Origin of the sequence: Mucilaginibacter aquariorum (genome assembly GCF_024498135.1) — a bacterium.
Lineage (GTDB): Bacteria > Bacteroidota > Bacteroidia > Sphingobacteriales > Sphingobacteriaceae > Mucilaginibacter > Mucilaginibacter aquariorum.
This window is the reverse complement of the sequence record NZ_JANHOH010000001.1, coordinates 2465744-2489435: the sequence shown is the minus strand read 5'-3', so window position 1 is coordinate 2489435 and position 23692 is coordinate 2465744. Positions and strand designations below refer to the sequence as shown.

The 23692-nt window shown below is 43.1% G+C and carries 19 protein-coding genes; 13 read left to right on the top strand and 6 right to left on the bottom strand.

The window, feature by feature from the left end:
- Positions 1 to 327 precede the first annotated feature (327 nt).
- The 3 genes from uvrC to porW all read right to left on the bottom strand — a co-directional run bounded on the left by uvrC (position 328) and on the right by porW (position 7318).
- Positions 328 to 2163 (bottom strand): excinuclease ABC subunit UvrC, encoded by a 1836-nt coding sequence (uvrC, locus tag NPE20_RS10905; protein ID WP_256538654.1) that lies wholly within the window; start codon positions 2161 to 2163, stop codon positions 328 to 330.
- Between the two features lie 97 nt (positions 2164 to 2260).
- Entirely contained in the window at positions 2261 to 4501 is a 2241-nt protein-coding gene (locus NPE20_RS10900; RefSeq protein ID WP_256538653.1) for a penicillin-binding protein 1A, read from the bottom strand.
- Between the two features lie 6 nt (positions 4502 to 4507).
- Complete coding sequence (gene porW / locus NPE20_RS10895; RefSeq protein ID WP_256538652.1) at positions 4508 to 7318, bottom strand: type IX secretion system periplasmic lipoprotein PorW/SprE; 2811 nt, start codon at positions 7316 to 7318, stop codon at positions 4508 to 4510.
- 169 nt (positions 7319 to 7487) lie between these two features.
- On the opposite strand from porW, the gene NPE20_RS10890 reads away from it, so the two are divergent.
- From NPE20_RS10890 to atpG, 8 genes are all read left to right on the top strand, one after another.
- Positions 7488 to 7718, top strand: a complete 231-nt coding sequence (locus NPE20_RS10890; RefSeq protein ID WP_256538651.1) for an AtpZ/AtpI family protein — start codon at positions 7488 to 7490, stop codon at positions 7716 to 7718.
- The gene (locus tag NPE20_RS10885; protein ID WP_256538650.1) at positions 7715 to 8101 is read left to right on the top strand and encodes a hypothetical protein; all 387 of its coding nucleotides are present in this window, start codon (positions 7715 to 7717) and stop codon (positions 8099 to 8101) included. Before NPE20_RS10890 ends, NPE20_RS10885 begins: the two co-directional genes overlap by 4 nt.
- A gap of 32 nt (positions 8102 to 8133) precedes the next feature.
- On the top strand, positions 8134 to 9216 hold the full coding sequence (atpB, locus tag NPE20_RS10880; RefSeq protein WP_354003233.1) for a F0F1 ATP synthase subunit A: 1083 nt from the start codon (positions 8134 to 8136) through the stop codon (positions 9214 to 9216).
- 47 nt (positions 9217 to 9263) lie between these two features.
- Positions 9264 to 9473 carry an ATP synthase F0 subunit C gene (atpE, locus tag NPE20_RS10875; protein WP_067062340.1) on the top strand — a complete coding sequence of 70 codons (210 nt, stop codon included), beginning with the start codon at positions 9264 to 9266 and terminating at the stop codon, positions 9471 to 9473.
- Between the two features lie 105 nt (positions 9474 to 9578).
- A complete protein-coding gene (atpF, locus tag NPE20_RS10870; RefSeq protein ID WP_256538648.1) occupies positions 9579 to 10073 on the top strand; it encodes a F0F1 ATP synthase subunit B in 495 nt (164 codons plus the stop codon).
- An 83-nt stretch (positions 10074 to 10156) separates the two neighbouring features.
- The gene (gene atpH, locus NPE20_RS10865) at positions 10157 to 10705 is read left to right on the top strand and encodes an ATP synthase F1 subunit delta (RefSeq protein WP_256538647.1); all 549 of its coding nucleotides are present in this window, start codon (positions 10157 to 10159) and stop codon (positions 10703 to 10705) included.
- Positions 10706 to 10738: 33 nt separating this feature from the next.
- Positions 10739 to 12313: a F0F1 ATP synthase subunit alpha gene (atpA, locus tag NPE20_RS10860; RefSeq protein ID WP_256538646.1), complete on the top strand. Its 1575-nt coding sequence runs from the start codon at positions 10739 to 10741 to the stop codon at positions 12311 to 12313.
- 137 nt (positions 12314 to 12450) lie between these two features.
- On the top strand, positions 12451 to 13362 hold the full coding sequence (atpG, locus tag NPE20_RS10855) for an ATP synthase F1 subunit gamma (RefSeq protein ID WP_256538645.1): 912 nt from the start codon (positions 12451 to 12453) through the stop codon (positions 13360 to 13362).
- Positions 13363 to 13487: 125 nt separating this feature from the next.
- Here atpG and NPE20_RS10850 read toward each other — a convergent pair whose 3' ends face one another.
- From NPE20_RS10850 to NPE20_RS10840, 3 genes are all read right to left on the bottom strand, one after another.
- Positions 13488 to 15074, bottom strand: a complete 1587-nt coding sequence (locus NPE20_RS10850) for a hypothetical protein (RefSeq protein ID WP_256538644.1) — start codon at positions 15072 to 15074, stop codon at positions 13488 to 13490.
- Positions 15075 to 15198: 124 nt separating this feature from the next.
- Positions 15199 to 15870: a basic secretory family protein gene (locus NPE20_RS10845; RefSeq protein ID WP_256538643.1), complete on the bottom strand. Its 672-nt coding sequence runs from the start codon at positions 15868 to 15870 to the stop codon at positions 15199 to 15201.
- A 63-nt stretch (positions 15871 to 15933) separates the two neighbouring features.
- On the bottom strand, positions 15934 to 16377 hold the full coding sequence (locus NPE20_RS10840; RefSeq protein ID WP_256538642.1) for an SRPBCC family protein: 444 nt from the start codon (positions 16375 to 16377) through the stop codon (positions 15934 to 15936).
- A gap of 305 nt (positions 16378 to 16682) precedes the next feature.
- Here NPE20_RS10840 and NPE20_RS10835 point away from each other — a divergent pair, with 305 nt between their 5' ends.
- The 5 genes from NPE20_RS10835 to ftcD all read left to right on the top strand — a co-directional run bounded on the left by NPE20_RS10835 (position 16683) and on the right by ftcD (position 23654).
- On the top strand, positions 16683 to 17186 hold the full coding sequence (locus NPE20_RS10835) for a MarR family winged helix-turn-helix transcriptional regulator (RefSeq protein WP_256538641.1): 504 nt from the start codon (positions 16683 to 16685) through the stop codon (positions 17184 to 17186).
- Positions 17173 to 18732: a histidine ammonia-lyase gene (gene hutH, locus NPE20_RS10830; RefSeq protein WP_256538640.1), complete on the top strand. Its 1560-nt coding sequence runs from the start codon at positions 17173 to 17175 to the stop codon at positions 18730 to 18732. Before NPE20_RS10835 ends, hutH begins: the two co-directional genes overlap by 14 nt.
- Positions 18710 to 20383: a urocanate hydratase gene (gene hutU, locus NPE20_RS10825; protein WP_256538639.1), complete on the top strand. Its 1674-nt coding sequence runs from the start codon at positions 18710 to 18712 to the stop codon at positions 20381 to 20383. The genes hutH and hutU overlap by 23 nt, the downstream gene beginning before the upstream one ends.
- 176 nt (positions 20384 to 20559) lie before the next feature.
- On the top strand, positions 20560 to 21783 hold the full coding sequence (hutI, locus tag NPE20_RS10820) for an imidazolonepropionase (protein WP_256538638.1): 1224 nt from the start codon (positions 20560 to 20562) through the stop codon (positions 21781 to 21783).
- Between the two features lie 185 nt (positions 21784 to 21968).
- Positions 21969 to 23654 carry a glutamate formimidoyltransferase gene (gene ftcD, locus NPE20_RS10815; protein ID WP_256538637.1) on the top strand — a complete coding sequence of 562 codons (1686 nt, stop codon included), beginning with the start codon at positions 21969 to 21971 and terminating at the stop codon, positions 23652 to 23654.
- Positions 23655 to 23692 lie beyond the last annotated feature (38 nt).

Sequence of the window (23692 nt, the reverse complement as noted above, 5' to 3'; positions counted from 1 at the left end):
CGTCCACAATCTCCAGTTTGAACGCTAAACTGTAATCTTTTTGGGTCTTCCTTTGGTAAACCTTAACTTCTTGTTCTTTCATCTGTTAACACTTTTTGTGTCAACTTATTTTAGGACGCTACACCACTTAAAATATCAAAGCCCGTTTGCATTTGCATACGGGCTTTTTTGTTGCGATGGAATCGCATGTAAGTACTCGTCACAGGCGCCCCGCACGTCATTGCGAGGTACGAAGCAATCTCTTTAAGCTATTCCCTCATGCAAAGTGTATAATTGTCCTAAAGAGATTGCTTCGTACCTCGCAATGACGGAGAAAACGAAGAGCTCCTAATCGTTACTGCCGACGGGGCCTGTTATATCACTTACCGATGGGTTAAAGTATTGAGTGATAGCTTTAGCCTGTTTTAAATTCACCACCTCCTGCAGCTCTGTTTCTGTTGCTTCGCGAATTTTTTTAACCGACTTAAAGTATTTCAAAAGTTTTTCAGAGGTGGTTTTGCCTATGCCTTCTATAAGTTCCAGTTCGGTAGCCAATGTGCCCTTATCACGTTTTTTGCGGTGGAAGGTAATACCAAAGCGGTGAGCTTCGTCGCGCAGTTGCTGGATCACTTTTAATGTTTCCGAGCGCTTATCCAGGTACATAGGGTACTGGTCGCCGGGGTAGTACAGTTCTTCCAAACGTTTGGCTATGCCAATAACGGTAACTTTTTTCTCGATACCCAAAAGCTTTAAGCTCTTCATGGCTGATGATAGCTGCCCCTTGCCACCATCAATAATAATAAGCTGCGGCAAGCCGGTATCTTCATCCAGTACGCGCCTGTACCGGCGTAGCACAGCCTCTTCCATTGTGGCAAAATCATCCGGGCCAACAACGGTTTTTACGTTGAAGTGCCGGTAGTCTTTCTTTGATGGTTTGCCATCCTTAAAAACAACAATAGCCGATACCGGGTACTTGCCCTGAAAGTTGGAGTTATCAAAACACTCTATGTGGCGCGGAAGGGTGTTCATGCGCAAATCCTTCATCATTTGGGTCATCAGGCGCTCGGTACGTACTTCGGGGTTCAGCCTTTCGTATTGGTCTATCTTTTCCTTTTTAAAGAACATCACGTTCTTTTGGGACAGATCAAGCAGTTTGCGTTTTTCGCCCAGTTTAGGTACCGTGAATTTTAATTTGGCATCCTCCAGATCGATATCAAAAGGAACGATTATCTCTTTAGAGGTGCTGTTATACCTGGTCCTGAATTCGGTTATGGCAATGGTTAGTAACTCCTCGTCGGTTTCGTCAAGGCGTTTTTTTAGCTCGATGGTTTGGGTTTGGGTAATGGTACCATTCATCACCTTCAGGAAATTCACAAAGGCGTATTTTTCTTCGGATGCAATGCTGAACACATCTACATCGGTAATAGAAGAATTTACAACGGTTGATTTACTTTGGTAATTCTCCAGCAGGTCCTGTTTCCTTTTCAGGCGGTGCGCCAGTTCAAAGTTAAGCTCACTAACCGCCTTCTCCAGATCGCTTTTTAAGTTGCGTACAACGTTGCCAATTTTGCCATTGAGCACATCGGTTATCTCGCTTATGTTATGGTCGTAGTCGGCCTCCGACTGGTAATCCTGGCAAGGGCCTTTGCAATTGCCCAGCTGGTATTCCAGGCAAACTTTAAATTTACCTTTTTCTATGTTCTGCCTTGTTAGCGGCAGGTTACAAGTACGCAGGGGATAGGTTTCTTTTATCAGCCCTAAAATGGTATGCATCATACTAACAGACGCGTAGGGGCCAAGGTATTTGGAGCCGTCTTTTATAATACGGCGGGTCCAGTAAATGCGGGGATAATTTTCGTTTTTGATGATGATCCAGGGATAGGTCTTATCATCCTTCAGCATCACATTATAGCGGGGCTGATGCTTCTTGATCATGCTGTTTTCCAGCAGCCAGGCATCAACCTCGGTATCAACTATGGTAAAAGTAATATTGCGGATCTTGGATACCAAAACTCTTGTTTTGGCATTGATCTGGGTATCCTTATTAAAATAAGAGCCTACACGGTTACGCAGGTCTTTAGCTTTACCAATATAGATCAGCACTTTTTCGCTGTCCCAATACTGATATACACCCGGTTTGTGCGGTATATTCTTTAAAGCTTCCCTGTAATCGAATTTATCCATCTCTCAGTTTGCAGTTGCCGGTGGGCAGTTTGCATTTATTGTTTAACGGTTGATTAGTATGCCAGTTTTGCAAACTGCAAACTACCTACTGCTAACATTAAAAATCGAGTTTCTTTTCCACCTCATTAGTGCCCTTTTGCTGCTGACTGTAAGCGCCGCAGTCGAGTGTTATGGTTACGCCGGATTTTGGCGGCACAAAGTCTACGTTCTTTTTAATACCCAGCGCTGGGTTTGCATAAACACGTTTCATATAGCCGGCAAATATAGGCAATGCGGTATTGGCACCTTCACCCAAACGGGTAGACCTGAAGTGGATATCGCGGTCTTCGCAGCCTGTCCATACGCCGGTAACCAGTTGTGGGGTTATCCCCATAAACCACCCGTCGGAGTTGTCTTGCGTGGTACCTGTTTTACCGCCGATAGGGTTTGTTAAACCATACTTGCCACGCAAGCGCCAGCCGGTACCTTCGTCAATAACACCTTTAAGCATATAGGTCATTACATAAGCGGTTTGCGGGTTCATGGCCTGTACTATTCTTGGCGAATTGTTATATAATACGTTGCCATTTTTATCTTCGATACGCAGCAGGTAGGTGGGCTCTGTCCAAACACCTTCATTTGCAAATGCCGAGTAAGCACCAGTCATATCAAATACGGAGGCATCAAACGTGCCCAGGCATATTGATGGATAAGGTGGCACGTTGCTGGTTATCCCCATTTTTTTAATGAGCTCCATAACCGGCACAGGTTTAACCTCGTTCATTACATAGGCGGTTACCCAGTTTTGCGAACGGGCAAGGGCAGTACGTAAAGTAATTACACCCGGTACCGTTTCGCTTGGTGACGAACGTGGTGTCCAGTCGGCGCCGTAACCGGTAATAGTAATGGGTTCGTTAGGTACCTGCATGCATGGCGAAAATCCATCGTCAATGGCTACGGCATAGGTAAAGGGTTTAGCGGTTGAACCCACTTGCCTGGTACCCATCTTTACCTGGTCATATTTAAAATGCTCAAAGTTGGTGCCGCCAACCCAGGCTTTAATGTAGCCCGTTTTTGGGTCCATGCTCATTAATGCATTGCGCAGCATCATTTTACAATATACTATCGAGTCGATAGGTCTCATCAGCGTATCAATATCACCGCGCCAGGTAAAAATGTTCATCTTAACGGGCTTATTAAAATCAGCCCGGATCTCTTCGTCAGATGCACCCTGAGATTTTAAAGCGATATACCTGTCTGACCGGTGCATACCCTTATCAAGTAATGCCTTAAATGTAGGAATGGCTTTCCAAAGACTGATGCCTTTCCAGTGCGCGTTAAATTGCGCCTGCAAATTGCGCATGTATTCTTTCTGCGCTTCTTCGGCATAGCCTTGCATGGTAGCATCAATGGTGGTGTATATTTTCAGGCCATCGCGGTCAAGGTCGTAAGGGGTGGTGCCATCCGGTTTTAAAATAGATTTATCAACCAATATCTTCTGCACTTCTTTTTTAAGAACCGCCCTAAAATAGGTAGCAATACCATCATTATGATCAATCGGATTAAAGCTCAAGCCCAGCGGTTTCGCTTTATACTCTTCTGCCTGGCCATCACTTAAATAATGTTCTTCGTTCATACGGCGCAATACGAAATTACGGCGATTTTTGGCGTTTTCAGGATGGTTTATGGGCGAGTAAATCCCCGGGCCGTTTATCATCCCAATTAAAAGGGCTGCCTGCTCTGGTGTAAGTTTAGCAGGCGTGCTGTTAAAATAGGTGCGCGATGCTGAGCTGATGCCATAAGTGTTATAGGCACCAAAATCTACTGTATTTAAATACAGGGTTAAAATTTCTTCTTTGGTGTAATTGCGTTCTATCTTAACAGCGGTTATCCATTCCTGTAATTTTTGAATAACGCGTTTAAACGGATTGCGAGATCGTTCCGAGAACAGGTTAAGCGCTAATTGTTGGGTGATAGTACTGCCACCCTGTTTTTTACCTACAAGATTATAAAGTACAATGCTGAAAGTACGCTGAAAATCGATACCCGAGTGCTGATAAAAGCGGGTGTCTTCGGTTGCGATCAGCGCGTTTATAATATTGGGTGATATTTGTTTATAGGTAACGTTTGTACGGTTTTTAATATAGTACTTGCCAATGATCTGCTTATCTGACGAAATAACCTCTGATGCCTGGTCGCTTTTAGGGTTTTCCAATTCGCGGAAAGATGGCAGCGGGCCAAACACCTGAAACGCGATAAGCAGGATCATAATAACGAAAAATGAAAAACAGACGATAAATAAACGCCATATATACCAGTTATAGCGTTTTATATCCTGTTGCGAAACTTTCTTGATCATCTCTATTTAGTAGTTTTTTTGATAATAGTCTATGTAACTATCCAATGTTTTTCTGTCGGCTAATTTATCCAGATTTTCTTGTGTTATGATAAAAAAGCTGTATTTATCCTTTGGCACTTTCATAATATCGGGCATCAGCGGGATAATTGCGCGGGCATAGTCTTTAACATTTGTAATGTTGGTAAAGCGGCCAACATATATCAGCTGGTTATCGGCACCAATGCTTTTTAACTGGTGTTTAACGGTATTGTTTTGAAAATTAACCCGGTTAAACTGCCCGATACCAAAACGTGACGAAGCCAAATTAGTTGTGCCTGTACTTACATTTATCACAAAGTAATAGTTGGTGCTATCGCGCATGTTAAATATCGATGGCATTTCCTTTACCGGCAGTTTTGAAGGTTGCTGGACAGGAGCAGTAACTACCTCTGCCTGTTTGGTAACCTCGGGCGGCGTTACCGCTGTAATTGCCGATGCTTTTTCTTCTTTTACAGGCTCAACGGGCTTGGGTTCGGGCTTGCGCACATCGGCCACCGGCTCGTATTTTTCGGCAGGCACCCTAAATTCTGTTTGCTGTTGATAAACAATGGGCAGGGTAAATTGCGGGTCGTTAATTTCTCTGTCAGATATTACAATACTGCGGGCGGCCAGTTCTGCCTGGTTAGCGCCAATATAGGCAAGATGCTGGTTTACCAATGGGGTTATCAGCTTATCTTCGGGGTATTTAGTTACTATCTGCTGCAGATCGTTATTAAAAGGAGCAAGCGGTTCCTGGTGACCGGCGGCAAAGGCACGTAAATAATAGATCTGCGCGGCAAACCTGTTATTTGGATATTGTGCCAGCAAGGCATCGGCGGCAGCAATAACCTGCGGATACTGTTTGCCTGCATACAAGTCATATACCTTATTATATAAAGTGCTAAAACCAGTATCCTCATCGCTTAAATGTTTGCTATAATCAGGGTCGAGGATAGTTTTGGCGAAAGGTGTTTGCGGGTAGTTTTTTACCAGCAGGTTCTTATACTTATCAGATGATGCCGCATCGCTTTCGCTATGCAAGCGGTACAGGTTATAATATATGGCCGCTGTATTGTCATTGTTAGGGAAACGGCTTAACAATAGCTCGTATGCAGCGATCGCCTCTTTTTTATCCTCCAATACATCACGATAAAAATTGGCCATATCCAAATAGGCATCAAACATGCGTTTGTTTGATTGTGCCAATAGTACAGGTGTAAGCGGCAGGTTCTGCAACAGATCTTGCCTGTAGTTGCCGGCGGTAACTTTACCTGCGGCGTTGTTATTGCTTACAATATCTGTTGCCACGGCATCCGGGTCAATTATTTGTGTTGTGGCAGATGTGTTTTGAGTTATATCGCTGCTTGCCCGGTTGCTTCGACGCCAGTTATCTTCTAACTTACGGTTACCCCACACGCGTTTAAAGTTGGAGAAACCCTGGCTTATAGCGTTACTATTACTGAAATAAAACTTATCACCATTAGGCATACTTTCCTGCGGCGATTGATTTATATTGATAGCACCCTTAGCTTGTGCTATACTTACCGCGGTTACTTGTTGCGTTTGCAGTATCCGGGCTTCAACCATTTTGTCGATACGTGCCAATCGGGCCGGTTCATCAAGTTTGGCCAGCATCTGTAAGGTATCCTCGCGGGATATGATCTGCAACCTATCTGCCAGTACCTGCAGGTTTTCGCTTTTCTTTTGAATAATGCGGTACGTAGGATAATTAGGGGATAGGTTTACCAGTGAGCTATCGTAATACTTTTTAGCCCCGGTATAATCGGCTTTGTTTTTAAAATAGATATCGGCTATACGCAGATAGGATAATCCCTTCTGGCTTTGATTTTTTGTACTGCTATTGATCGAGAGCCTGTAGCTTTTTAATGCGTTATCTATTTCGCCGTCGGTATATTGTTGCTGGGCTATCTGGTAATAAACCTGGTCGGTAAAATCTTTATTGTTTTCATTTTTAAGTAACGACCGTAAACGGGCAAGGCGGCTTACCTTAACCCCGTTCTGGCTCTCCTCTAAACGGATGCGGTTAAGGTTAGCATTAAAGGCCATATCAAATATCACGTTGCTTTTGCTAACGCGATCATAACTGGCTATGGCATCGGCTGGTTTGTGGTTAAGTTCCTGCAGTTGGGCAAGTATAAATGTCCAGCGAAGTTCTTTGTCTTTTGAGTAACTATGCTGTATAGCCAGTTTTGCCATCGCCTCGGCATCAATATAATCCTGTATGTTTATATCGTACTGTAATTTGGTAGCATAAACATCGGCAGTAATTCTTTTTTTAGGGTTGATGTTTTGGAAAGCGCTATCTAAAGCAGTCTTGGCATCATTTGGCTGATTGATATATAGTAAAGAGCGGGCCTTATAAACCAGTGCCTCTTGTTTTAATTCGGCATTCTTACCAAACGAGCGAATAACGTAATTGGCATACTCTACCGCGTCAAAATAATTACCATCAAGGTAGTTGGCTTTGCTTAGCAAGAGGTAGGCATCGCCCAGGTAATGGCTTTGCTCTTTAACGCTTATTATGGTGTTGGCTTTTGCTTTAACAAGGTCAAGCTCTTTATCGGGTATATCGCTTTTGGCAACGGTATCGCGGTAAACACTTAATAGCTCATTATAATCGTCTATGTAAGCGGCTTCATAGCCTTCTTGTTTTTCGCGCAGCAGCTCGTTAGCATTAAAAAGGATATTGTATTTGGCGGTAAGGTTTTGCAAGCCACGGTTAAGTGCGCTCTTCTTTTCGAGCGAACACCCGGCAATAACCATTACTATGGCTAACAAAAGGAGTTTAGGTTGTTTTAATACAGAAAAGGTAGAAGTATGCCTCAATGGAATATTTGTTTGTATTTGATTTTAACCGCTATACAACAAATTGATTGATTGCGGCTAAGGTTTATAAATGCCTTGCTAAAATACTAAAGATTATGCAATAGGTTTAATAAATTTGTGGATGGCAGAAAATGAAGAAAAAGATTTTGAAAAGGAAGGCAAAGCTATAAACGCTTATGCTAAATATACGGGGTTGGCTTTCCAGATGATCGTGATTATTGGCATCTTTGCATTCGCCGGGTATAAAATAGATGAGGCTGCACACCACGATACTAAATGGGTTACCACAGCGCTCTCACTTGCCGGGGTGTTTATATCATTGTTCATTGTTATCAGATCTGTAAAAAGTTGAAATTACAACCTACCCTTATTTTATTTGCCATTTTTGTAGTGGTTTTGGCCATATTGCCCATATGCCTTCCGTTAACCGGGAACGCTAATTTATTGATGCCGCATTTCTGGGGCATGTTCGCCTACATTACCGGCCTTACATTTTTAGTAGTTATTGCCATATTATTTACCCAAAAAATAAACCCCGAAAATTACGCCCAGGTTTTTTTGGCCGGAACTACTTTTAAGATATTGGCCTGCCTGGCATTTATGGTGATATTTTTGCTCAAAAACAAGGTAGAAAAGGGTGTTTTTGCGGGCAATTTCTTTTACTTATATTTCTTAAATACGGCCTTTGAAGTTTACGTTTTGTTGCGTAACTTGCGCAACCAAAATTTAAAGTAAAAAACTTTATTTAGATGTATAAAAGCTCAATTTTGAAATCAAAAATTTTTACACTTTTACGAATTTGTGCCGTTTTTTTAACGCTGACCGCATTTTCGATACCGGCGTTTTCGCAAGAAGAGCACGCTGAGCACACTGAAGGCGCTGAAAAAAAGTTTGAGCCGGGCGAAGTAGTTTTAGAGCACATTGCTGATTCACATTCGCTGCATATTATTGGCCATATCCACTTGCCATTGCCTGTAATTGTTTACACCGATAAAGGTTTAGAGATGTTTTCGTCTGGTAAACTGGCCCACGAAGCCGGCGAACACGAAGCAGAAGCTGCCGGCGTATATAAAGGCAATTACAATTATAAACTGGTTAACGATAAAGTTAAGATAGTTAACGAGGCCGGTGAAATTGATGATGCTGCTACAAGCAAGCTTTATGATTTTTCTATTACCCGTAATGTGGTAAGTATGTGGATGTCTATCGCATTCCTTCTAATTATATTCTTGAGCGTATCATCAGCCTATAAAAAACGCCAGGGTAAAGCACCAAAAGGTTTACAATCTTTTATGGAGCCTATTATCCTTTTTGTAAGAGACGATATTGCCCGTCCAAACATTGGTTACAAATACCAGCGCTTTATGCCGTTGCTGTTAACCGTATTCTTTTTCATTTGGATAAATAACCTGATAGGCCTTGTGCCTTTCTTCCCGGGTGGTGCAAACTTGACGGGTAATATAGCGGTAACGCTTGTGCTATCTGTGATCACATTAATAGTGGTTAATTTAAATGGTAACAAACATTACTGGCAGCATGTTTTTGTTCCGGCTGATGTACCTGTTTGGATCTGGCCTTTATGGTGGGTTATCGAGCTGGTAGGTATCATATCAAAGCCTTTTGCTTTAATGATACGTTTGTTTGCTAACATTACAGCAGGGCACATTATAGTGCTTAGTTTAATATCGTTGATATTTGTGTTCCAGTCGTTTGCTATTGCACCTATATCAGTTGCTTTTGTGGTGTTTATGGATGTACTTGAATTGCTGGTAGCAGCATTGCAGGCGTTTATCTTCACGCTGTTAACCGCTTTATTTATCGGTACGGCTATTGAAGAGCACCACCATTAATATTTGTAAATAATTATATACTATATATTCACTTTAAATTTAAAACAATGATTGGAAGTATCGCTGCACTTGGTGCAGGTTTAGCAGTAATTGGTGCCGGTATCGGTATCGGTCAAATTGGTGGTAAAGCCTGTGAAGGTATTGCTCGTCAGCCAGAAGCTGCTTCAAAAATCCAAACTGCAATGATCATCGCTGCCGCACTTGTTGAAGGTGTTGCTTTGTTTGCTGTGGTTGTTTCTTTCTTAGGCTTGAAATAATATTTCATCCCTTTAAGAGGAATAAAAAATTAACCGTACCCGTAGCGATTGGCTGCGGGAACGGTTATTAAAATTGATTTTTTAAAATATATACATCATATAATAATGAATCCATTAGTTACCCCCGATATTGGTTTAGTGTTTTGGACAACGGTATCATTTTTAGTACTGTTTTTCTTACTTGCCAAATTTGCCTGGAAACCTATTATGGGTGCCCTTGACGAGCGTGAGCGTTTTATTGAAGATTCGCTTTCAAAAGCCGAGGCTGCTAAAGAAGAGATGAGCCGCTTAACCAGTGAGAACGAATCTCTGCTTAAACAAGCCCGTATTGAGCGTGATGCTATTTTACAGGAAGCTAAAAAGGTTAAAGACCAGATCATAAGCGAGGCTAAAGATGCCGCGCATAAAGAAGGTGCACGCCAGATCGAGCTTGCCCGTATCGAGATAAACAATCAGAAAGCCATTGCTATGGCTGATGTTAAAAACCAGGTTGCAGCTTTATCATTAGAAATTGCTGAGAAAGTATTGCGCAAGCAATTTGAAGACCAGAGCAAACAGGATGCATTGGTTGCCGATCTGTTGAAAGAAGTGAAATTATAATATAGACATGGGATATTAGATAGGAGACGTGAGACAGAAAATAGTCTCAAATCTCAGATCTCAAGTCTCAAATCTCAAAAAAGATGTCAGAAATAACAGTAGCATTAAGATACGCGAAAGCATTAATTGACCTTGCACAGGAGCAAAAAGCCCTTGAAGCGGTTAAGAATGATATGGATCTGTTTTTGCATACGCTGAAAGCTAATCCGGAACTAAAGGCTGTTTTAAGCAACCCTATTATATCGCACACCAAAAAGGTACATATCCTGGCTGATGTTTTTGGTACCAGGGTTAGCAAGGTAAGCATCGCGTTTTTTAACATAATGGTTAACAAAGGCCGTGGCGAAGTATTATATACTACCGCGCATGAGTTTATTGGCCTGTATGATGTTAAGAACCATATTACCAATGCTAAGGTTGTTACAGCCGCTCCGTTATCTGCCGAGAACAAAAAGAAAATGCTTGATGATGTACAGCAGGCAATTGGCGGTACTGTTAAGCTTGCTGATAAAGTTGACCCATCGTTAATTGGTGGTTTTGTGCTTACTATTGGCGACAGGCAGGTTGATACCAGCATTGCCAGCAGCTTAAAGCGTATGAAAAAGGAATTTGCGCAAATCGCGATCAAATAATATTAAATTAAAACTCTAAAATAAATTCAAAAAATGGTAGAGGTAAGACCAGACGAAGTATCAGCAATTTTGCGTCAGCAATTAGCGGGCTTTAAGTCAGAATCTGAATTAGAAGAAGTGGGTACTGTACTCCAGGTGGGTGATGGTATTGCACGTGTTTATGGACTAACTAAAGTACAATCAGGTGAGCTGGTTGAATTTGATAACGGTTTGCAAGGTATCGTATTGAACCTTGAAGAAGATAACGTAGGTGTGGTATTGTTAGGAAGATCTGACGATATTAAGGAAGGTGACAATGTAAAGCGTACCAACCGTATTGCATCAATCAACGTAGGCGAAGGCATGCTTGGCCGTGTTGTTGATACTTTAGGTAACCCAATTGACGGTAAAGGCCCAATATTAGGCGAAACTTACGAGATGCCTTTAGAGCGTAAAGCACCGGGTGTTATCTACCGTCAGCCTGTTACCGAGCCATTACAAACTGGTATTAAAGCTATCGATGCGATGATCCCTATTGGCCGTGGCCAGCGTGAGTTGGTTATTGGTGACCGCCAAACCGGTAAAACTGCTGTTTGTATCGATACCATTATCAACCAAAAAGAATTTTACGATGCCGGTAACCCGGTATACTGTATATATGTAGCTTGTGGCCAAAAAGCCTCAACTGTTGCAAACATTGTACGCACATTAGAAGAGAACGGTGCTATGCCTTACTCTATAGTTGTTGCTGCAAGTGCTGCAGATTCTGCTACCATGCAATTCTTCTCTCCGTTTGCAGGTGCTGCAATTGGCGAGTACTTCCGTGATACTGGTCGCCCTGCATTGATCGTTTATGATGATCTTTCTAAGCAGGCGGTTGCTTATCGTGAAGTATCATTATTACTACGCCGCCCACCGGGCCGTGAGGCTTACCCTGGTGACGTATTTTACCTGCACAGCCGTTTATTAGAGCGTGCTGCAAAAGTAAACGCTAACGATAACATCGCGCAGCAAATGAATGACCTTCCTGAGTCTATCAGGCACATCGTTAAAGGTGGTGGTTCATTAACAGCATTGCCAATTATCGAAACGCAGGCAGGTGACGTATCAGCATATATCCCAACCAACGTAATTTCGATTACCGATGGTCAGATATTCCTGGAATCAAACTTGTTCCTTGCAGGTATCCGCCCGGCTATTAACGTAGGTATTTCGGTATCACGTGTGGGTGGTAACGCGCAGATCAAATCAATGAAGAAAGTTGCGGGTACTTTAAAGCTTGACCAGGCCCAGTATCGCGAGTTGGAGGCATTCTCTAAATTCGGTTCGGATTTAGATGCTTCAACCAAAAACGTAATTGATAAAGGTGCACGTAATGTTGAGATCCTTAAACAAGGCCAGTACTCGCCGGTAACGGTTGAAAAACAGGTAGCTATTATTTACCTGGGTACTAAAAACCTGATGCGTAACGTACCTGTTAGCAAGATCAGAGAATTTGAAGCTGAATATACCAACCAGTTAGAGCAACGCCATCCAGAAGTATTGGCAGCCCTAAAAGCAGGTAAATTTGACGACCAGTTAACCGGCGTACTGGAAACAGTAGCTAAAGAACTGGCAGGTAAATATTAATTAGATATGAGATGTTAGATATGAGATTTGAGAATTCAAATCTTATATCTGGCAGATTAAATTAGATATAGTGACGAGAAGAGAGTTAGGAGTTTATCTCACATCTCAAATCTCATTTCTCACATCTCAAACAAAGAATGGCTAATTTAAAAGAAGTAAGAAACAGGATAGTATCCGTAAGCTCAACACAGCAAATAACCAAGGCCATGAAAATGGTTTCGGCAGCAAAGCTGAAAAGGGCAACCAATGCTATTGTACAATTACGCCCTTATGCCAACAAATTAAAAGATCTGTTGGCTAATTTATCGGCAAGCCTTGAAGATGGTGATTCACCGTTCTTACAAGACCGCGAACCGGTACGTGTATTAATTGTTGTTGTATCATCAAACCGTGGTTTGGCAGGTGCTTTTAATACAAATGTTATTAAAATGGCCAACAACCTGATTGCTGAGAAATACAGTAAGCAATTAAGCGCAGGTAATGTATCTATTGTTGCTATAGGTAAAAAAAGCCAGGAGTTTTATCAGCGCCGTAAGTACAACGTTATTGGGAACAATAATGATTTGTACCTTGACCTGAACTTCATCAACGCTTCAAAAATTACTGATAGCATAATGCAGGGTTTTTTGAATGGCGATTACGACCGTGTTGAAATAGTTTATAACCATTTCCGTAACGCAGCTGTACAGTTTCAGGTAGCAGAGCAATTATTACCTGTTCCGAAGGCAGAAATTAAAGCGGCTGCAAAAACAGCTTCTGCAACTAAAGATGAGCCTAAAGAAATGCAGGTTGATTATATACTTGAGCCTTCGAAAGAAGAGATAGTTGAACAATTGATCCCTAAGAATATTAAAATACAGTTATACCACGCGGTGTTAGATTCGCATGCATCTGAGCACGGCGCACGTATGACCGCAATGGATAAAGCAACTGAAAATGCAGGCGATCTGTTGAAAGCCTTAAAACTTTCGTACAACCAGGCACGCCAGGCAGCCATCACTACCGAGCTTACCGAGATAGTGAGTGGTGCAGCAGCATTAGGCGGTTGATAATGGTTTGATAAACTCGCGATGAAAAAATTGTCAGTCTGAGCTTGTCGAAGACATACTGATACTAATAAAGGCTTTCCAATTTGGAAAGCCTTTATTGTTTAACCCACTTATGTTTAGCTTGATCAGTGTGCTTTGAAAATGGCATATCCTTTAGTTTGATATATTTTCTCAAAACTCTTATATTTTTCAAACCGCGTAAGATAGGATATTGAGTCTTGCCTGAAATTCTGCAGCGGGTATATCAGGTAAAGCTCGCCCGAGTTTCGGCCGAAGTATAATACAGAATCATACCTGGCTTTATTGTTAAAATGAAAATTAACAAAGTTATCTTCAAATAAAATCCGGTTATTTCTCACTTCTAATGCTATGGTAAGCTCCGAACTTCTAAAGTAGAATATATCTTTTTTGTGGCCTTTTAAATTATCCAGCGTGTGTACTTTTTCAATTAAGTCGGCAGGATAGTTAGTTGGAAAACCGCTATACAAATTTGTTTTCTGATATTTAGGATTAGCAATAATGGCAGTAGTAAACTGGTAAATATTTATTGTAGTATATATACAGACAATACCATATACTAAATACCTCCCGAAAGGTAACTTCCAAAGACTAATGAAAAAGGCCGGAGTAAGAAGGATAGATATAATTATATAATGACGAAGCTCGTAAGAAACATCTACATTAATAAAATAGAGTAACGCATAAAAAGATACGGTTGTAATAACAAAGCTGATCAACACATACCTATATGTTAAACTCAACCTATCATTTTTAAATAGGAGGTAATAAATAGGGATAACAAAAAACGACGCGATGATCCAGTAGATTGTTTTGTTCAAAAAATTCAATGAAAACAGCCCGATTACTGGTGCAATAACCGGGTACAACAATACTCTTGGCTGTAGCCTTATACCCGTAGAAGATTGGCTAATGCCTGTATTTTGATTTAAATAAGCTATTTTAATTGTTAAGATATACACGAGTAACACTGCGCCTAAACAAAGCGCGTTAACAGTTATTTTCTTTACGTTTTGTTGTTTTATAGGGACACTGGCGTTTATCGATTTTGTTAGAAATAAATAGAACAGTGCCGCTGCAAAAATGCTTGTAAATGATGATTTGAGAAAGAAGCCAACAAAGCCAGCGAGTAAAAGCAGTAATAAACTATAAAGCGTAATACGATTAATTTTAATCACCCAATACATAAACCAGGGGCAATAAGCCAGCATCAAAATACCGCCGCCATTGTATACAAATAGGTTTTTCCAAAAAAATGGTTGTAACAGAGTGAATAACAAAAATGCAAGTGCAACGGTTGAAGGCCAGTTTTCAACTTTATCATCTTTGTTTTTTAAGAATAGGCGGAACAGGTTAAAGATGCCCAAACCCGCAATTAACAGGCACAATGCCGTGAGGATCCTAATAGCGATATTTACTTTTATGCCAACAATTTTTTGAATTAATAATGGAACAGCAAACTGCCCCGGCGACCACCAGGTAACAAACTCAAATTCGTCCTCGTTTAAATTACCTGGTTTCGGATGCGCGTAGGCATTAAATGGAATGCCTTTGTAAGCATTATCTGTCATTTTAATGCAGGTAGCAGGGTCCCAATCCACGCCTTGCGATGATTGTACCAATACAATTACAGCTGTAATAATGTAAAGGCCAATAAAGGCGTATAAAATATATATCGCTTTGCTATTATTCATACACAAGGTTTAGCGCTTTAAATATAAAGCGCTTTATTCATAACATATGCATTTATACAACAAAAGGCTTCCCAACTTGGAAAGCCTTTTGTTTATTCTGCTCCCCCTTCAGGGGGATGGGGGGCTATATCGCCGGATTCTCCGAATAGCTCTTCCACAATTCCTGCACAGTTTTACCTGTTAGTTTTGCCCAGGTAGAATCAGTGTAAGTATGATCGCGCATCACGCTATCTAATTTCTTAACAGTGCCTTTTTTAACCTTGGTTTCTACCCACACTAAAAAGCGTGCGGTTATGCGGTAGGCATTATCGTAGTTTTGGGTTGGTTTATAATCGGGCAGGCGCCATTTAGCCGCATCGTTGGCTACGCCATGCTCGTTACGTACATAATCGGCAATACCTTCTGTTAACCAGCCTGGCCCGTCAAAACTGCCATAATCCTGGGTAATGTGCATTACTTCGTGGGTAACCACGTCAATATCATTAGGATGTTTGGTCATATAAGCAAGGCTAAAAACCACGCGGCCATTATCTGTAGCGGCCACACCATGGTAGGCCGTATCAATAAAGAAAACCACCTGTTTCAAACTCTTCTTATTGTATTCCTTTACAATTTTTGGATAAACGATAAAAAAGGTACTGATCAGTTTCTCTTTGATAGCGTTATCAAAATGCTCATCGTTACCGGATACAATAAGCGTGTAACCGTTTTTCTTTAAAGTATCTATGCCTGCAGAAAATGCTGTCTGGCAAATTAAGCTAAATAATAGTATAGTTAATAGGGCGTTTTTTTTCATGCTGCAAAAATAGCTTAAATGCATAATTGCAGGCACAATAACCGTAAAAAGCCTGATACAAAATTATTTTTCAGCAATTTCTTTTAAGGTATCCAATGCTTTGGGCCAGGCTGCCATAAGGTAATCCATTATGCCCTTGTCCATATCTAACCCATTCAAGTCAACTACCAGCAAGGTTTTATCACCATCGGGTGTTAATGTATAATTTTCAAAAGCACCTGCAATTTTTTTTGCGTTTTCGCTGGTGAAATCTTCAACGCCATTAACAAGTTCGCCCAGCATTTTAAATGACATATGTTCATATGGGATATTCCTGGCTATAAGAGAGATCATGCCGCGATCCTCACGGTCTGTAAATAAAACCCTGCTGCCTTCCTGCCAATCGGTTATAGCTTTCGATCCCTCGCAAAAAGGGGCAGTCCATTGCGGATAAGTTGTTTCGCCCCAAAGTGTTTCCCAAACCTTTTTACGTGGCGCATTAATGGTGATTTTAAATTGCTCTTTCATGATTTTAAGTTTTTATAATACAAAGATGTGCGATTAATCTATTACTTATAAGGTGCAAACGCGACGAGTTACGAGGTGTTTCGGGACAAGTTAACTCACCCGGTCTTGCTTCTCTCGACCACCCTCTCTCCGCAAGAGGAAAAGAGGGCTAAAGAACTCTTATATTTTTCACCCTCTTTGCGAAGCAGAGAGGGTCGACCAGCGTAGCGTAGTCGGGGTGAGTCAAATAGAGACAAGTTTTATCTGATTATCAATAATTAATAAAATAAACTTGCATTTATATAAGCACTTATATAAATTGCATTATGAATTTGTACCAAAGTTTAGGATACCTGGTTTTAGGCAGTCGCCTTAGGCGGATGAGCGAAACCTTTTTGGCCGAAATAAATCGCATATATCAGAACGAAGGTATTGAGTTTGATGCCAGTTGGTTTCCGGTGTTTTACCTGCTGTCAAAAAACGATTCCCTGTCTATAAAAGAATTAAGCGAGCAAACCGAGGTGTCACACCCGGCCGCCAGTCAGTTGATCACTAATCTGAAAAACCGCAAGCTGGTAGAAACTACCGTTTGTGCCGATGATGGCCGCAGGCAGTTGGTGCAATTTACCGATAAAGGCCGCGAATTGCTGAAACAGATCCTTCCCGTTTGGGATGCCATAAGTGCCAGCATGAACGAGTTGGAGGCAACCGATGTAAAGATAGCCGAGATACTTCCTGCCATTTCCGCTTTAGAAGATTCATTCCGCATGTATAACCTATCCGGCAAGGTTGGTGAAAAATTAAATCCAATACCCAATGAAAAACTTTAATTACGGTATTGACCACCTTACCATAGGTATTTGCCTGGATATCGCAGCCGGCAAAGTAAAGGGTATTATTAACGATAAAGCTGCCGCCGGTATCCATACTTCCTGGAAAGAGGTAGAAAAGATTGTACATGCTCATTTTCCGGTTTACGGTATTAATACCGGTTTTGGCCCGCTTTGCGATACAAGGATCTCTGAAGAAGATACCAGCTTGCTGCAAAGCAACATTCTCAAAAGTCATAGTGTGGGCGTGGGCAAACCCATCCCGCAGGAAATTGCAAAGCTGATGTTGATCAGCAAAGTGCATGCGTTAGCACAAGGTTACTCGGGCATTGCCCCGCAAACTTTAGATCGCATTATTTGGCATATTGATAACGATATTATCCCGGTTGTCCCCGAAAAAGGTTCGGTTGGTGCTTCGGGCGATCTGGCGCCGCTATCGCATTTGTTCCTGCCGTTAATAGGTCTTGGTTATGTGAATGTAGGCGATGATAAACATCCGGCAGGAGAGATCTTAAAAGAGCATAGTTTACAACCGCTGGTTTTAGGCCCTAAAGAAGGCCTTGCTCTTATTAATGGCACCCAATTTATATTGGCCTTTGCCATAAAAGCTGTAGAGCGTTTAAATAACGCGTTGAATGTCGCCGATCTTATTGGCGCCATGTCGTTAGAGGGGTTAATGGGCTCCTCCCGGCCGTTTGATGCAAGGTTACATGCCATTCGCCCTTTTAAAGGAACAAAACACGTCGCCAAGCGCTTAGCTGCTCTGCTGGAAGGGTCGGTTATCGGCAGTTCGCATATAGGTTGCGATAGGGTGCAAGACCCATACTCGTTGCGTTGTATGCCGCAAGTGCATGGCGCATCCCGCAATGCCTGGCTTCACTTAAAAGAGCTCACCGAAATTGAACTGAACTCCGTTACCGATAACCCGATCATTTTTAATGCCGACGATACCATAAGCGGTGGTAACTTCCACGGGCAGCCATTGGCTTTACCGTTAGATTATGCCACAGTAGCCGCCGCAGAGTTGGGTAATATTGCCGACCGCCGTTGTTACCTCATGAGTGAAGGCCGTTATGGCTTGCCAAAATTACTGACGGAACATGCAGGTTTAAACTCCGGCCTGATGATACCTCAATACACTACGGCCGCTTTGGTTACCGAAAACAAAACCATGTGTTTCCCGGCCAGTGCCGATAGTGTGCCAACCTCATTAGGGCAGGAGGATCATGTTTCTATGGGATCTATCAGCGGGCGCAAGCTGCATATGGTGCTGGATAACATTGAATATATACAGGCTATTGAACTGCTTTATGCCTCGCAGGCACTCGAATTCAGGAGGCCGTTACAGTCAGCCCCGGTAATTGAGAACTGCCATGAACTGGTGAGGCAGCATGTGCCTTTTATAAAAGAAGACCGCATTTTTGCTGAAGATATAAATGCCTTACATCAACTAATTATAAGCGGTCGGTTTCTGTCGGTAGCGACGGGAGCCGCCGAAAAACATAACATCAACATTAGCGACGATGACGAATTCGGAATTTATTAATACCTACGCTAAGCACCCGGTGTATTACGCGCCGGTAGGCAATCAGCTGCATGCCAAAAGCTGGCAAACAGAAGCGCCATTGCGTATGCTGCTAAACAACCTTAACGGGCAGGTTGCCGAAAATCCCGATGAGTTGGTAGTATACGGCGGCATTGGCCAGGCGGCCCGTAACCCGGAATCGCTGAGGAAAATAATTGAATTACTGCTGGAGCTGGATGAGGATCATTCCCTTTTGGTGCAGTCGGGTAAGCCGGTTGGTATTATCCGCAGCCATCCGCAGGCGCCAAGGGTTTTAATAGCCAACAGTAACCTGGTACCCGCATGGGCAACCTGGGAACATTTTAATAAACTAAGGGCCGATGGCCTGATGATGTACGGACAGATGACCGCGGGCAGTTGGATCTATATTGGCACCCAGGGTATTTTGCAAGGCACCTACGAAACCTTTGTAGAAGCAGGCCGCCAGCATTTTAATAATGATTTAACTGGTAAACTAATTGTTAGTGCCGGTATTGGCGGTATGGGGGGCGCGCAGCCACTGGCCGCTACTATGGCAGGCGCTGTATTTTTAGGTGCCGATGTAGATGTAACCCGCATCCAAAAGCGGATTGACAGTAAATATATAGATAGGCTAACCCACTCTTACGAGGAAGCAATTAGCTGGGTACAGGATGCTATGGCGAAGGGTGAAACTTTATCAGTAGGGTTGGTAAGCGATGCCGGTGATATGCTGGAAAGATTAATTGCCGATGGCATTGTACCCGATATGGTGACCGACCAAACCTCAGCACACGACCCATTGAACGGTTATATTCCTAACGGATTAACTTTGAAAGAAGCGGCCGATTTGCGTAAATCGGATGCGGAAGAGTATAAATACCTGTCATTAAAAAGCATGGCCCGCCATGTTGGCTTTATGTTGCAATTACAAAAGCTTGGTTCGGTTACGTTTGATTATGGTAATAACCTGCGCGAGTTTGCAAAGCAGGGGGGTGAGCAAAATGCTTATGATTTCCCGGGCTTTACCCCAGCGTTTATCCGCCCGTTGTTTTGCGAGGGCAAAGGGCCGTTTAGGTGGGTAGCCCTATCCGGTGATCCTGAAGATATTTACACAACCGACATGGCACTGATGGAAGCCTTTCCGGAAAATAAACCATTGATAAACTGGCTGGAAAAAGCACAAAAGCAAATCGCTTTTCAGGGCTTACCCGCGCGGATCTGCTGGTTGGGGATGGGCGAGCGTGAAAAAGCCGGCTTAATATTTAACGAGCTGGTAGCAAGCGGCAAAGTAAAAGCGCCTATTGTGATTGGGCGTGACCATTTGGATTGTGGTTCGGTAGCATCACCAAACCGCGAGACGGAGTCTATGAAAGATGGCTCAGATGCGGTGTCCGACTGGCCATTGCTTAATCTGATGGCTAATACATCAGGTGGTGCTACATGGGTATCGTTTCACCACGGCGGTGGTGTTGGTATGGGTTACTCGCAGCATGCAGGTATGGTAGTGGTTGCCGATGGTACCGAACGCGCCGCAACCTGCCTTAAACGCGTGCTGCACAATGACCCTGCGATGGGCATTTTCCGCCATGCGGATGCCGGGTATGATAAGGCGCAGGATTGGGCGGATAGGTTTGGGTTGAAGGTGTGGTAACGGTTAGTGATTAGAGGTTAGTGATTGGTGATTAGTTGGAAGAGAGATATATAATAAAGTCGTCATTGCGAGGTACGAAGTAATCTCACGATAGGCGGGCGAACATGCTAAGCGTACATGCACGGTCAGGAGATTGCTTCGTACCTCGCAATGACGCTTGGGGAAAATAAACAACGATGAAAAAACTAATTGGTCCATTCACACAAATACTCCCTCTAACAGGGCTGCCCTTAAAAGGTGCGCTGGCGGATGAGCAATTGCATATTATCCAAAACGGTGCTGTGCTTGTTGAAAATGGACTAATACTAGCTGTAGGAGATTTTGACGAATTAAGTAAAGCCAACCCATCGGCCCAAATAGAGGAAATACAAGGCGGGCAAGTACTGCTACCCGGTTTTATTGATTGCCATACACATATTTGTTTTGCAGGTAATCGCGCTAAAGATTACTCAATGCGTATAGCAGGAAAAACTTATTTAGAAATTGCCAAAGCGGGCGGTGGTATTTGGGATACGGTTACCCAAACCCGTGCTGCTGATGAGGCGACGTTAACGAAACAATTAGTCCAAAGAGCCAATCGCCATTTAGCCGAAGGCGTAACCACCATAGAAGTTAAAAGTGGGTATGGCTTAAGCCTGGAGGAAGAGTTAAAACAGCTGCATGCTATTAAAGCGGCATCGGCCCAAACTAAGGCAAAACTAATTGCTACCTGCCTTGCAGCACACATGGTGCCGAAGGATTTTACAGGTTCTCAACAGGAGTATCTGAAACATGTGGTAAATGACCTGTTACCCGTTCTTAAACAAGAAAATTTAACAAGCCGCATAGATATCTTCGTTGAAGAAAGCGCTATTAATACCGAAAATGCTTTGGTATATCTGAAGAAAGCCAAACAAATGGGCTTTGATATTACTGTACATGCCGACCAGTTTACAACCGGTGGAAGCAAGGTTGCTGTTGAGGTTGGTGCATTATCTGCCGACCACCTGGAAGCCAGCGGCGACCATGAAATTAAACTATTAGCTGACTCAAATATAGTTGCTGTTACGTTGCCCGGGGCGTCATTGGGGTTGGGAATGCCATACGCCCCGGCACGTAACTTATTGGATGCAGGGGCCTGCCTCGCCATTGCCAGCGACTGGAACCCTGGCTCGGCACCAATGGGCGACCTGCTGATGCAAGCCGCAGTAATGAGCGCGTCGGAAAAGTTATCTGCTGCTGAAGTATTTGCCGGCTTAACCTTCCGTGCGGCATCAGCGTTAAAAATTGAACGTGGTATATTAGCACCCGGGATGCCCGCAGATATGCAGGCCTACCCATGTGCAGATTACCGCGAAATATTATATTACCAGGGGAAATTGAAGCCTAACCGAGTTTGGGTTGGGGGAGAAAGTACCTAAAAAACGAGGGATAGAGCGATTCCTTCCCTTGGGAAGGGGGAGGTAGGGATTTAGCGAGCTTTGTTTAGCGTAGAAACCCCTCCCTGCCATTGCTCTGCCTGACACACCCCTCCCGTGGGGAGGGAATTAAAGCGATCCAATGCATGTTGGAATTGAGACTAATGAACCATTGAACTAATAAACCAATGAACCAACTAATAGAATGTGTGCCCAATTTTAGTGAAGGTGTAAACCTGGCTATCATTAAACAAATAACTGACGAAGTTGAATCTGTAGAAGGCATAAAACTGCTGAACGTAGATCCGGGTAAGGCCACCAACCGTACTGTTGTAACTTTTGTGGGCGAGCCCAAACAGGTGATAGAAGCGGCGTTCCGGGCTATTAAAAAAGCCGGCGAACTGATTGACATGAGCAAACAAAAAGGCGAACATCCAAGAATGGGCGCAACAGATGTTTGTCCGCTGATACCAATTGCCAATATTACCATGGAGGAGACTGCCGAATACGCCAGGCAACTGGCCAAACGTGTTGGCGAAGAGTTAGGCATCCCGGCTTATTTGTACGAACATGCACAGGCAGATAAAGCCCGTAATAACCTATCGGTAATTAGGGCTGGGGAGTATGAAGGTTTCTTTAAAAAGATAAAAGAACCCAAATGGCGGCCCGATTTTGGTCCGGCGGAATTTGACGCCAAACGTGGGGCTACAGTTATTGGTGCGCGCGATTTTCTGATTGCCTATAATATTAATCTGAATACCACATCAACCCGCAGGGCAAATGCCATTGCTTTTGATGTACGCGAGGCCGGCCGGGTAATGCGCGAGTGCGACCCGGTTTCGGGCAAAATTGTGATGGACGAGAATGGCAAACCCAAATCTATCCCCGGCTCATTAAAAAGCGTAAAGGCTATAGGGTGGTACATTGAGGAATACGGCGTTGCCCAGATCTCGATGAATCTGACCAATATTGAGGTTACCCCAATACATATCGCGTTTGATGAAGTTTGCAAAAAAGCTGCCGAGCGTGGTATCCGAGTAACGGGCAGCGAACTGGTGGGGCTGATCCCATTGAAAGCCATGCTGGATGCAGGTAAATATTTTCTGCGGAAGCAACAACGGTCGACAGGGGTGAGCGAGAAGGAGCTGATCAAGACCGCCATTAAATCTATGGGCCTGGATGAACTTGGTCCGTTTAACCCGGATGAGCGAATTATCGAATACTTATTGAAAGATATAACCGCGAGCAAATTGGTAAGCATGACCCTTACCGACTTTGCCGACGAGACCGCGAGCGAAAGCCCGGCGCCGGGTGGCGGGTCGATATCTGCTTATATGGGTGCTTTGGGTGCTTCATTGGCAACTATGGTGGCTAATTTATCGTCGCATAAAAAAGGTTGGGATAGCCGTTGGGAAGAGTTTGGCAACTGGGCAGAACAGGGGCAAAATTATAAGGATGAACTGCTGCGATTGGTTGACCTGGATACTGCCGCCTTTAATAAAATAATGGAGGCATTTAGCTTACCAAAAGCGAATGATATAGAAAAAGCAACCCGGGATGCAGCTATACAGGATGCTACACGTTATGCTATTGAGATACCATTTAAAGTGATGCAAACCAGTTTTGAAAGCCTGGCGCTAATAAAAGCTATGGTTGAAACCGGCAACCCAAATTCGGTAACGGATGCGGGAGTAGCTGCGTTATGTGCACGTTCGGCCGTGATAGGTGCTTTTATGAATGTAAAGATCAATGCGTCGGGCTATAAGGATAAGGCTTTTGTGGATGATATATTAAAACGTGGCGAAGAAATAGAGAAGCAGGCTATAGGTGCCGAGGCCGGGATAATTGCCCTGGTGAATGAGAAGATAAAATAGCATGGCATAATTGTTGGGTAATTTTTAGTAAAAATTAA